Here is a 12,954-nt window from a genome sequence, read left to right as displayed (position 1 = left end):
ATGGCTAAGACAAAAACAGTATATGTCTGCTCCAATTGTGGAGCAGACTCTCCTAAATGGATCGGTAAGTGTCCGAATTGCGGCGAGTGGAATACGTATGTGGAGGAGATCGTAGCAACTAAAGATCCTGCTGCAAAACGGATTATTCCTGGTATAAGAGAAACAGGGAAAGTCCGTCCGGTACTGCTTCGCGACATTACATCCGAAGAAGAAACACGAATCGATTTGAAAGACGAAGAGCTGAACCGTGTCTTGGGAGGCGGTTTGGTTAAAGGTTCATTGGTACTGATCGGCGGTGAACCGGGTATCGGTAAGTCGACTTTGGTTTTGCAAACGGTTTTGAGGCTGAACAATCTGAAAACGTTATATGTCTCCGGTGAGGAAAGCAGCCGGCAACTGAAACTTCGCGCCGATCGTATCGCTCATGAAAACCCGGAATGTTTTATTCTTAGTGAAACCAATCTGGAACAAATCTTTATCCAGGCACGTAACGTACAACCGGATTTATTGATCATAGACTCTATTCAGACAATCTATACGGAGCTTGTAGAATCTTCTCCCGGCAGCGTGTCGCAGGTACGTGAGTGTAGTGCTGCCATCTTGAAGTATGCCAAAGAAAGTGGTGTTCCTGTCCTGTTGATAGGGCATATTAATAAGGAAGGAAGTATTGCCGGACCAAAAGTATTGGAACATATCGTCGATACGGTTCTTCAGTTCGAGGGTGACCAGCATTATATGTACCGTATCCTCCGAAGCATTAAGAACCGCTTCGGCAGTACGGCGGAGCTGGGAATTTACGAAATGCGCCAGGATGGTTTGCGTGAAGTCAGTAACCCGTCGGAACTGCTGTTGACACAAAACCATGAAGGACTGAGCGGTGTGGCGATTGCCGCTGCCATCGAAGGGATTCGCCCTTTCCTGATCGAGACACAGGCTTTGGTCAGTTCGGCTGTTTACGGAACCCCGCAACGTAGTGCGACCGGGTTCGATCTTCGGAGGATGAATATGCTCCTGGCTGTCCTGGAGAAACGTGCCGGATTTAAGCTGATACAGAAAGATGTCTTTCTGAATATCGCGGGCGGATTGAAGGTGAACGACCCGGCAATCGACCTGGCTGTTATCAGTGCGATCCTTTCGTCGAGTCTCGATATCAGTATCGAACAAGGTGTGTGCATGTGTGGTGAAGTCGGTTTGTCGGGAGAGATCCGTCCGGTCAACCGTATCGAGCAACGCATCCTGGAAGCTGAGAAGCTAGGCTTTACCCGTATTATTATCCCTCATAATAATCTGAAAGGATTCGATACGGCAAAATGTAAAATACAGATTATACAGGTCAAAAAGGTCGAAGAGGCATTCCGTCAATTGTTCGGTTAAATACCCATTTTTATCAGCAAAGAAATAAATAATGATACAAGAATTACAACTCCGCATTTTGCCGGAAGAGGCAGCAAACGAGCAGTCGTTGAAACAGGTGGTAGCCCGGGAGACAGGTGCTGCTCCGAAAGAGATACAGGCTGTCAGGGTTCTGAAACGCTCTATTGATGCCCGCCAGCGTACGATCTATGTAAATGTCAAACTACGTGCTTTTATTAACGAGCAACCGGAAGAACCGGAGTTTCAGTCTATAGAATATAAAGATGTATCGGCTGGAAAACAGGTCGTGGTAGTCGGTGCCGGTCCGGGAGGCTTGTTCGCAGCCCTTCGCCTGATTGAATTGGGTTTGCGTCCGGTCATCATTGAAAGAGGAAAGAATGTACGTGAGCGTAAGAAAGATATAGCTCTGATCAGCCGTGAACATACGGTAAACAGTGAATCGAATTACAGTTTCGGAGAAGGTGGGGCAGGAGCTTATTCCGATGGAAAACTATATACCCGCAGCAAGAAACGCGGATCGGTAGATAAGATATTGAATGTTTTCTGCCAGCATGGAGCGAGTACCTCCATTCTCGCCGATGCTCATCCGCATATCGGAACGGACAAACTGCCCCGCGTGATAGAGAATATCCGCGAGCAGATCATCCGCTGTGGAGGAGAGGTTCATTTTGAAACCCGTATGGATGCTTTGATCATCGAAAAAGACGAAGTGATCGGAGTGGAAACCCATACAGGTAAAAGTTTTTATGGTCCGGTTATCCTGGCAACAGGCCATTCTGCCCGTGATGTCTACCGGTATCTTTATGAGAAACAGATTCCTATCGAAGCAAAAGGTATCGCTGTCGGTGTCCGTCTGGAACATCCGCAGGAACTAATCGACCAGATTCAGTATCATCGGCGGGAGGGAAGAGGCAAGTATCTTCCGGCAGCCGAGTATAGTTTTGTAACCCAGGCAAATGGTCGGGGAGTCTATTCTTTTTGCATGTGTCCGGGAGGATTCGTAGTGCCGGCGGCGAGTGGTCCTAAACAGGTTGTTGTCAATGGAATGTCTCCGTCTAATCGCGGCTCCCGCTGGTCCAATTCCGGCATGGTGGTGGAGATCCGTCCGGAAGACTATTCCGAACTGATGAAACAGGAAGAAATGACAGTTCCTGCCGATTCTCCATTAGCCCTGCTGGCTTTTCAGGAGCGTTTGGAGGAAGTCTGCTGGTTGAACGGCGGCATGAAACAGACAGCTCCGGCACAGCGTATGAATGATTTCGTCAATAAGAAAAACTCCTTCGACTTGCCTGTGTCATCTTATACGCCCGGTTTACTGGCTTCACCGCTTCATTTTTGGATGCCCGAATTTGTAACCAGCCGTTTGCGGGATGGTTTCCGTTATTTCGGGAAAACATCGAAAGGCTTCCTGACCAACGAAGCACTGATGATAGGAGTGGAGACACGTACGTCTTCCCCTGTTCGCATTCTTCGTGATCGCGATACGTATCAGCATATTACCCTAAAAGGACTTTTCCCTTGCGGGGAAGGAGCAGGTTATGCAGGAGGGATTGTCTCCGCCGCGATCGATGGAGAACGCTGTGCGGAAGGAGTGGCAGCAATGGGGACGTAGTTCACGTAGGACTAAGTTTTTCTGTGTTCAAAGATATATATTTATTTTAAAAGAATTGATCCTTAGGCTTTATTTTGTAAAGACCTGCCTGAAATAGCTTCTGGCGCTGATTGTATCTTTTTTTTGCCTGTCTCACAGAGGACGGTACACATTCGGTATCCGGAAATTTTCTCGGAGCCGTTCTGCTTTCATGTACACTTTGCCTCATTTTGGTGAAAAGTGAGTCTGCATGCGACAAAATCTCTTGTTTATCATCTATAAAAAGTCTGTTCTCTTACTGTGACATAGTCCTACGTGAACTATGATTCTAGCATTTTTATCCTTTGACAATCATCCAAACCTAGCTTCTGCCTAGCCTAACGAATGCAATGGCTCTTGCAACAGGAATACGATCACCGGATAATAGCGGTAAAATCAGGGTAAATAGTACTGTTTTTCTACTAAAAACAATCAACTTATGACACAGGTAACAGACATTGACTTGATTTATTTTAACGAAGTAGATAACGACAAATACGTCTACCTTTACCTGGAAGACGATTGTTGGTGCGCTTATGAGCGTTCGGCATACCATCTGGTAGCAAAGGATTTTCCAGTGAGCCTTGCCAAAGAGGTTGTTTATGACGGTTGTGAAATCATTATGAAAGCCTCTTTCAACGTAGACCACATGCGTCTCCCTTTGATTCCCTCCGCCGTCTTGATAACTGTTGCTGACGACCGTCTCCTTTTCCAACTCGATAAACCAATCGACGGTTTCGTCAAATGGAAAAGGGAACAGATAGGCAGTTTGCCTGCTTAATTCGTTTTCGTCTCTTCTTCCTTGGGGATCGTAGAAGCATTGCCATTCCGGAACGCCGTGTAATGGGGCGACATGATCTCTACGCCAGCCTTATCGAAATAGTCCTGAATATTCTGGTGAAGGGCCGAATAGATGGTCGTCATATTGTTCGCCTCCTGGATATAAGCGTTGATCTGGTAGACAGGGTAGAAGTCGCTCAGGGCCGTTTCGAGAACGAAGGGAGCCGGTTCAGGCATCACGCCGGGTGTTGCTTTGGCGGCATCTATCAGAAGTTGATGCACCTTGCGCCAGGGAGCATCGTAGCCGATCGTTACCTCCGAGTGGATGATCAGTCCGTAGGTGCGTGCCGACGATGTATAGTTGACTGTTTGTGATGACATGATGAAGGAGTTCGGTATCGTCACGATCTCATTCTTGATGGTGCGCAGACGGGTGACGAAGGCGGTCTTTTCGATCACATTGCCCACCGTATCGTTCAGTTTGATCCGGTCGCCCTGCTTGAAGGCACGCATATATGTAATTACGAAGCCGGCAATAATATTTCCGATCACCGTGCTGGAACCGAGCGAGACGATCAACCCGACAAAAACAGATACTCCCTGAAAGACTCCCGAATTGGCTCCCGGCAGATAAGGATAGATCATCGCAATCATAAATGCATACAACAGGAACCGGATAATATGATAGGTCGGCATTGCCCAGTCCGAATAAAAGCCGTTAATCTTCAACCTACCCGCATCTATCTCCGTGGCAAGATACCGGATGCCCTTAATGACGTATTTTATAACCAGGCAGATCACGATGATCGTGAAAAGATTAGGAATATAGCCGAGGATGCCTTCCAGGATATCTTTTACGGGATTCCAGATATAATAGGCGATCTTATATGCCAGTTCCTTTGTCTGCGGGAAGATGGAGAAAAGGATCGGTATCGTTAAAACCAGCAGGATGAACAATAGGAAATAGCGGAGGATATTCGCCAGGAAGATCAATAGGGAGACCTGTTTCTGCGTATCCAGTATCTCATAATTCTGTATGGAGATCGGTTTCAGTTTGGTATCTTTCAACTGCTGAATACGGTTTTTCAGTTTCTTGTAAAGCCAGGAAGATAGGCGGAACAGCAGGAATTGCCCCAGCAATACCAATACGAAATAAAGTATATGTTTCCCCGTCTGCCACCAGCTGTCGTGATATTTCATCTCTTTCTCTTTGGCGACCGACTCTTTCCGTAGCGAGTCGAGTTTCTGTATCTGTCCACTTTTCAGCTTGAAAGTCGCATCGTATTTTTGTAATTCGGACGAATCGATAGAGTCGGAGTCGGCATGCTCCGTCGTTATTTCGTCAGCCGAAAAAATATCCTTGATAGCCTTTTGCAATTGCGCCTGCCCCGTTATATGCATAACCAATAGTAGCAGAAGAAGATATAATGATCTGTACAGTCTCATGTTGGCGTTCGTTTTATTGTTGACTTAGATACAACAATGAAGAAACCGATTTGTTACGTGATATTTTTATCTTATATTTGTAGATGTACTAAATATCAGTGGCTTATGAAGAAATCATTTCTTTTAATCATTCTGTTTTTTTCTTGTTTGCCTGCTTTTTCTCAATTACCGACAAGCGGTGTGGAGCGTAAACTTCAGATTCAGCGGGAATTGTATCCCCAGGAAAAGTTACATCTGCATTTGGATAAGCCTATGTATTTGTCCGGTGAGAAAATATGGTTTCGTGCTTATCTGGTCGATGCAGCAAGTCATCAGCCTGTAGCAAACAGCCGTTATGTTTATGCGGAGTTGATTGCCGATAATGACTCTATCGTTAATCGTGTGATGATCCGTCCAGACTCTTTGGATCATTATTATGGTTATTTACAGATACCAGAACATACGCAGTCTGGTGAATATAATATTCGGGCCTATACAGCTTATATGAGAAATAAAGAAGATTATTTTTTTCAGAAAAATATTTATATCCTGTCACATATAAAGCAAAAGATAGAGAAGAAATACGCTGGAACGGCATTCGACTACGACATTCAGTTTTTTCCCGAAGGGGGACGATTGCCGCAGGAGATAGTTCATAAAATAGCTTTTAAAGCTATTGGAAAAGATGGTTTACACCGCAACATAAGCGGATATATTTTGGACGAGAAACAAGATACGTTGACTTCATTTACCTCTACACATCTGGGGATGGGATATTTTATGTTGAAAGCATTACCCGGTAAGCAGTATTATGCGGAATGTATCAATGAATTTGGAGACAAGAAACGATTCAAGTTGCCCGAAGCTGAAAATACAGTCGCATTGAAAGTGGAACGAAGCCGGGGTAAGGTCGTTATTTCAGTCTCTGAATCCGAAGCTTTAAGTTATCCGAAAGATTCTTTGTTCGTCCTGATCCATACACGTGGATATATGCAGTATTGGGGACGTTGGAAAGCAGAGCAGGATTATTTGATACTGAATTCAGAGAGCTTTCCGTCCGGAGTTTCACAGATTACATTACTCGATCCTGCAGGGAATGTACTAAGTGAACGCTTGATCTTTTGCTTGAATAAAGATCAGGCAACTGTCTCTGTTTCTGTAGATAAACCTGCGTATGGAAAACGGGAAAAGATTGTTTTGGATATTTGTCTGGATGATGCAAGAGGAGTAGAAGAGAAGGGCTCTTTTTCAGTGGCAGTTACCGATGACAGAGACTTGTCGCCCGATACAACCTCTTCCATTTTGTCGGACTTGTTATTGACATCCGAGTTGAAAGGATATATTGAGAATCCATCTTATTACCTGCAGTCAGATAACCGTCTAGCTATAAATGCCGCCGATGTACTTATGCTTACACAGGGGTGGCGGCGTTATAATATCGTTTCTCTGATGAAAGAAGAATATATCACTCCTGTGTTGCCGTATGAAACTTCTCAGCATTTGACAGGACAGGTAAAAGATGGATATTTTAAAAAAGAGGCGACTGATGAGGCTAGTGTCATTCTTTATATGCCAGAAAATCATTATTCGGACATTGTCGTTTCAGATAAAGAGGGGCATTTTAACTTTAGCGGATTTGAATTTCCCGATAGTACCCTTTGTGTGATCCAGGCTATGACAAAAAAAGGAAATTCGGAGAATATTGTTTTAACAATAAATGAAGATACTTTTCCTGTTGTGAAGCAGTTTCACCGATTTCCTCCTGAAGAGGCCGATAAAAAAAGAAAGGCGATAGCCTATCAAACGAAGGCGACGGAGAAATATCTGAAAGATCATAGTATAAGAACGATCGAGTTACCGAATGTCGATATTCCCGGAAAGAAGCGTGAATCTGTTTTGGCTAAGAAATCATTCTTTGAGCGTTTGAATCTACATGAGATAGGAGAGGAAGAGATCAGTCGTAAAAATCCGGTCTACACATATGATTTACTGAATGATTTGCCAGGTATGATGCAGTATAGGTCTTATTTTGAGAAATTAAGTCGGGGAGAAACGCATGAGCCTCCTCCTTGTTTGATCATTATTAATGACCAGGTAATGGCTAACGGTTATGATATTAATATGATACCAGCCTCTTCTATTAAATCTATAGGTGTGATTTCCGGCTCCAGGATGCTTATTGTGGGAACTGACTATTCAACATTTGGACAGACTCGCGGGGTGAATCTGGATATGATACCTAGAAAAGCTTTGGTTATTACTACCAAATATGGGGAGAAAATAAAAAAAGACAACACATCATTATTTAATAGTGTGTTATCCGGTTACCAAAAACCGGAAGCGTTTTATGCACCTAAATATTTACTCTCAGATACGACCCTGCAACCTGATCTACGTACAACGCTCCATTGGGAACCTGCTGTTTCTTTCGGGAAAGACCGGAAAGCAAAAGTCTCTTTTTACTCTTCAGATAATGCTACGACCTACAGTGTCATCATCGAAGGAATTACGGAAAATGGCACTGTTTTTACTTCAAAAAGTTGCATAGAAGTAGAATAATATAAAAGCGGTAGCTTGTAGATTTTACTCTGTCAAGCTACCGCCTCTGTTTCTATTTAGCAAATTCTGTGTTTATTGCAATCTTACCAGGGAGTGAGCGTCACATTACGGAACTCCACTTCTTTCCCTTCGCTCTGCAAGCCGATGTAGCCGTCTTTCTGCTTGTTCCATCCCGTGTTCTGGTAAACGCCGTTGATGTAGACGTTGATCTTACCGTCTTTCACGTAGATGTTGGCTTCGTTCCACTCTCCGGCAGGCTTCTCGCTGCTGGGAGCGTTCTTTTTCACTACCGGGAAGCCAGGACGAGGTTCGCCGGGCTTGCCTTGATACTGTGCCAGGTCGGAACCGCCCAACAAGACGAAATCACCGGCACTGCCTAACATCAGGTTACATTCGATACCGTTCGGGAACGGATTCTTCGGTTCGGCGATCAACAGGAAAATACCGCTGTTCGCACCCTGGTCACCATTCGGCCAACGCCATTCCACATGCAACTTATAGTTGTCGTATTTCTCTTTCGTGTACATGTAACCGAAAGGCTGTCCTTTGATCTTGATCACACCGTCGCCTACGGAATAAACCTGTTCGGCCGGAACGGAATTTTTGTCGACGACAAAGTTCCAGTTGGAAAGGTCTTTCCCGTTGAACAACTTGATCGTTTTCTGTGCGTTAGCATCGCTTCCGAAACAGAGGAAAGCAGCAGCGATAGCTGCCATGCAGAGCATTCTTTTTTTCATGGTTCTAAATGAATTATATAGTAATTAATCAACAATAAGTTTACGGTAACGTACACGTTTAGGCTCTGTATCGCCGCCCTGTTTGCGCTTGTATTCTTCATATTCAGAATATGTTCCTTCGTAGAAGACCACATTCGAATCGCCTTCGAACGACAGAATATGCGTACAGATACGGTCGAGGAACCAACGGTCGTGAGAAACGACAACGGCACAACCGGCGAAGTTTTCCAAACCTTCTTCCAGTGCACGCAGCGTGTTCACGTCGATATCGTTGGTCGGTTCGTCCAGCAGCAGCACGTTGGCTTCAGCCTTCAGCGTAATGGCGAGATGCAGGCGGTTGCGTTCTCCACCTGACAGGACACCGCAAAGTTTTTCCTGATCGGCACCTGCAAAATTGAACCGTGACAGGTAAGCACGCGAGTTGATCTCTTTTCCACCTACGCGGATAAATTCCTGTCCTCCGGAAACAACCTGGAAAACGGTCTTTTTCGGATCGATATCTTTATGTGTCTGGTCGGCATAACCTACTTTCACGGTTTCGCCCACTTCGAATGTACCTTTGTCGATACTTTCCATGCCCATAATCATCTTGAACAGCGTTGTCTTACCGGCACCGTTCGGACCGATCACACCGACGATTCCGTTCGGAGGGAGCATGAAGTTGAGGTCGTCGAACAGCAACTTCTCACCGAAAGCCTTCGCTACATGCTGTGCCTCGATCACCTTATTACCTAGACGCGGACCGTTCGGGATAAAGATTTCCAGCTTGGCTTCACGTTCTTTCTGGTCTTCGTTCAGCAACGCTTCGTACGAGTTCAGACGTGCCTTACCCTTGGCCTGACGGGCTTTGGGAGCCATGTTGATCCATTCCAGCTCGCGCTCCAGCGTCTTACGGCGTTTGCTGACCTGCTTTTCTTCCATAGCCATCTTCTTCGTCTTCTGATCCAGCCAGGAAGAGTAATTGCCTTTCCAGGGAATACCTTCGCCACGGTCGAGTTCCAGAATCCAGCCTGCCACATGGTCGAGGAAGTAACGATCGTGTGTGATACAGATCACAGTTCCGGCATATTGCTGCAGGTGTTGTTCCAGCCAGTCGATCGACTCGGCATCCAGGTGGTTGGTCGGCTCATCGAGCAGCAACACATCCGGCTGCTGAAGCAACAGGCGGCAAAGGGCAACACGGCGGCGTTCACCTCCTGACAGCGTATCGACTATCTGATCTTCGGGCGGACAGCGCAGGGCATCCATCGCACGTTCCAGGCGGCTGTCGAGGTTCCAGGCATCGGTCGCGTCGATCTTGTCCTGCAATTCCGCCTGACGCGCAATCAGTGCATCCATCTTGTCGGGATCATCCAGCACTTCCGGATCACCGAATTTTTCGTTTACTTCTTCGTATTCTTTTAATGTGTCTACAATATCCTGTACACCTTCCTGTACGATTTCTTTCACAGTCTTGCCAGCTTCCAGTTTCGGGTCCTGTTCCAGGTAACCTACCGAATAGCCGGGCGAAAATACTACTTCTCCCTGGTATTCTTTTTCAATGCCTGCGATGATCTTCAGTAAGGTGGACTTACCGGAACCGTTCAAACCGATAATACCGATCTTGGCTCCATAGAAGAAAGACAGATAAATATTCTTCAATACTTGTTTCTGGGGCGGGAAAGTCTTGCTCACACCAACCATCGAGAAAATAATTTTCTTATCGTCTGCCATATTAATTAAAGTATGTTTATTAATTTTTTTCCAGGACAAACTTACGGAAATATCTTCAGATTCGAAAATAATATCTTATATACCCGATGATCTTTCTTTTGCACCTATAATAGTGTACATTTACAGTCTTGAATGGAAAAACGAAATATAGAAAATCGATGAATAGTAAGTTAGCCTTTCTGATTCTGCTGCCGGTCGTAACACTGTTTGCATGCACGCCGGCTGTGACGCGTGAGGATACGCAGCGTGTGTGGTCTGATCGACCAGCTTTTACAAGAGTTTTTGAGAATGAAGATGAACGGGGACTGACTTCCGATCTGTATGATAATGTATGGGAAGACGATCTCGTGCCGCAGCTGCCGCGTGTCCCTGATCCTTCGCCGGAGATCAAACGTTGGCAATCTAACGAGGGACAGGATTATCTGGATGAAGAAACGGATGCGGCAACCGGCGGGAAATATCCGAATCCGGTCCGTTTGTGGGAGGGAGAACCTTATCCTATAGGCAACGGACGGTTGGCTGCATCGGTCTTTCATGGCAGCGGGCGTGATCGCTATGCCCTGAACGAAGTCTCTTTCTGGTCGGGTGGCCGTAATGGCGGAACGATTAACAACAAAGGCGACAAGAGCTTTGACGGTGAGAACGGACCCGATGTGACCGAGGACGGTTTTGGCGGGTATCAGCCTGTCGGGGATTTTATTGTCGACTTCAATGCTCCTGTAAAACGCGGATCGTTTGTCCGTGAAATCTTACTGGATAGGGGCGAGGTGGCTTCTGTCGCAACCCGTAACGGAGTCACCGTGTCAGGTACGGCTTTCTGCAGTTATCCGGACCAGGTGATGGTATTGCATTACCGGGCCGATAGACCGGGCGGACTGACTGCCGGCTTATCTTTTGCCTTGCAGCGGATACAAGACCGGATCTCAGTAGGGAAACAGTCGCTGACACTGGCCAGCCACCTGGCGAACGGAATGAATTGCGAGGCGAAAGCAACCGTTGTTCATTACGGCGGAACGCTCGAAACGGGACCGGAGAGCTTGCGTCTGGCGGGTGCCGATTCCTGCACGGTCATTCTTGCGATCGAAACCAATTATGAGATGGATTTCCGGAAAGGCTGGCGGGGTGAAGAGCCGGCGGCGAAGATCGCACAACGGATGGAACGGATTCGTGGTCTGGACTATCCGGAATTGCATAAAAGACATTTGAAAGATTTCGGGGAATTATTCGGCAGGATGGAGTTGGATTTGCCGTCATCGCCCGATTCACTGCAGCGGTTGTCTGTACCGCGTCGTCTGGAGGCATACAGGCGGCAGGCGGCTGATCCGGGATTGGAGGAGATCTTGTTTAATTTCGGGCGTTACCTGATGATCTCGACTTCACGTCCGGGCAGTCTGCCCGCCGGTCTTCAGGGAATATGGAACGGGATGATCGCCGCTCCCTGGGGAAACGATTACCACAGCAACATCAATTTCCAAATGGTTTACTGGCTGCCTGAAACAGGAAATCTGCCGGAGTGTCATCTTCCGATGATCGACTACCTTTCCGCAATGCGTGAACCGAACCGCCTGGCTACGCGCGAATATCTGGAGGCTATCGGTGACCGGGGCGGGACACAAACGAACGGCTGGATCGTTTATACTTCTCATAATCCTTTCGGAGGAAACGGCTGGCAGGTGAATTTGCCGGGTTCAGCCTGGTACGGTCTGCATATCTGGGAACATTTTGCGTTTACACAGGATACTGCTTATCTGCGCCGGCAGGCTTATCCGATGATGAAGGAGTTATGTGAATACTGGGAAAGTCATTTGAAAACTCTGGGTGAAGGCGGTAAAGGTTTCGAGAGCGAATATAAGCCGGTGGATGTCTCTTTGTATCCGGAGCTGGCGGGTGTGAAAGAGGGGACGTTGGTAGTTCCTAACGGTTGGTCGCCGGAGCATGGTCCTCGTGGCGAAGACGGTGTGGCGCACGACCAGCAGATTGTTTCCGAGCTTTTCCTGAACACGATCCGGGCGGCACGTATCCTGGATGTCGACCGGGAATGGGCGGCTGCGCTGGAGGAAAAGGCTGCACGTCTGTATCCTCCCCAGATCGGCAGGAAGGGTAATTTAATGGAGTGGATGATCGACCGTGAACCGGAGACGGATCACCGGCACACGTCGCACTTGTTTGCTGTTTATCCGGGAAGTACGATCAGTATTGAAAAGACTCCCGAACTGGCTGAAGCTGCCCGCAAGTCGTTGTTATGGCGTAAGAATACGGGGAACAGCCGCCGGTCGTGGGCATGGACCTGGCGTTCTATGCTTTGGGCACGGTTACAGGAGGGAGACAAGGCGCATGCTATGCTGGAGGGGCTGATGACTTACAATATGCTTGATAATCTGTTTACGACGCATCATATCCCTTTGCAGATCGACGGCAATTACGGGATTGCTGCGGCGATGATCGAGATGCTGGTGCAGTCGCATAATGATGTGATCCAGTTGTTGCCTGCTCCTTGCCGGGCGTGGCCGGAAGGGCAGATAAAGGGTGTCAGGGCACGGGGAAATATCAGTGTCGATCTTTCTTGGAAAGACGGGAGAGTGACTGACTGGAAATTGTCGTCGCCGAATCCTTCACCGGTCAGGATTTTGGTGAATGGTGAACATCTGGAGGTGATACCGGAAAAAACGGAGTAAAAAAGTAGTGTTTGTTATGTGCAGTAAGCCAGCGTGTTTTTAACCGCTGACTAAAATTTAT

At 46.9% G+C, this 12,954-nt stretch carries 8 protein-coding genes; 5 read left to right on the top strand and 3 right to left on the bottom strand.

The genetic code is table 11. From position 1 onward, the window contains the following. From radA to P3L47_RS18295, 3 genes are all read left to right on the top strand, one after another. Positions 1 to 1,374 (top strand): DNA repair protein RadA, encoded by a 1,374-nt coding sequence (radA, locus tag P3L47_RS18305; RefSeq protein ID WP_277781676.1) that lies wholly within the window; start codon positions 1 to 3, stop codon positions 1,372 to 1,374. A 31-nt stretch (positions 1,375 to 1,405) separates the two neighbouring features. Next, entirely contained in the window at positions 1,406 to 2,986 is a 1,581-nt protein-coding gene (locus tag P3L47_RS18300) for an NAD(P)/FAD-dependent oxidoreductase (protein ID WP_277781675.1), read from the top strand. 457 nt (positions 2,987 to 3,443) lie between these two features. Then, entirely contained in the window at positions 3,444 to 3,785 is a 342-nt protein-coding gene (locus P3L47_RS18295; protein WP_277781674.1) for a hypothetical protein, read from the top strand. On the opposite strand, the gene P3L47_RS18290 is transcribed toward P3L47_RS18295, so the two are convergent. Beyond that, positions 3,782 to 5,230 carry a mechanosensitive ion channel family protein gene (locus P3L47_RS18290; protein WP_277781673.1) on the bottom strand — a complete coding sequence of 483 codons (1,449 nt, stop codon included), beginning with the start codon at positions 5,228 to 5,230 and terminating at the stop codon, positions 3,782 to 3,784. The genes P3L47_RS18295 and P3L47_RS18290 overlap by 4 nt on opposite strands. A gap of 105 nt (positions 5,231 to 5,335) precedes the next feature. On the opposite strand from P3L47_RS18290, the gene P3L47_RS18285 reads away from it, so the two are divergent. After that, complete coding sequence (locus tag P3L47_RS18285; RefSeq protein WP_277781672.1) at positions 5,336 to 7,768, top strand: alpha-2-macroglobulin family protein; 2,433 nt, start codon at positions 5,336 to 5,338, stop codon at positions 7,766 to 7,768. 83 nt (positions 7,769 to 7,851) lie between these two features. Here P3L47_RS18285 and P3L47_RS18280 read toward each other — a convergent pair whose 3' ends face one another. Both P3L47_RS18280 and ettA read right to left on the bottom strand, forming a co-directional pair. Beyond that, complete coding sequence (locus P3L47_RS18280) at positions 7,852 to 8,505, bottom strand: 3-keto-disaccharide hydrolase (protein ID WP_122373225.1); 654 nt, start codon at positions 8,503 to 8,505, stop codon at positions 7,852 to 7,854. Positions 8,506 to 8,529: 24 nt separating this feature from the next. Beyond that, positions 8,530 to 10,218, bottom strand: coding sequence for an energy-dependent translational throttle protein EttA (gene ettA, locus P3L47_RS18275; RefSeq protein WP_075557311.1), 1,689 nt, complete (start codon positions 10,216 to 10,218; stop codon positions 8,530 to 8,532). A 158-nt stretch (positions 10,219 to 10,376) separates the two neighbouring features. Between ettA and P3L47_RS18270 the strand changes: the two genes are divergently transcribed. Next, positions 10,377 to 12,893: a glycosyl hydrolase family 95 catalytic domain-containing protein gene (locus tag P3L47_RS18270; RefSeq protein WP_277781671.1), complete on the top strand. Its 2,517-nt coding sequence runs from the start codon at positions 10,377 to 10,379 to the stop codon at positions 12,891 to 12,893. The last annotated feature ends 61 nt before the right edge of the window (positions 12,894 to 12,954 follow it).

The sequence above is a fragment of the Parabacteroides chongii genome, assembly GCF_029581355.1.
Classification (GTDB): Bacteria; Bacteroidota; Bacteroidia; order Bacteroidales; family Tannerellaceae; genus Parabacteroides; species Parabacteroides chongii.
The sequence above is the reverse complement of the archived record's forward strand: the minus strand, read 5'-3'. Positions and strand labels throughout refer to the sequence as shown.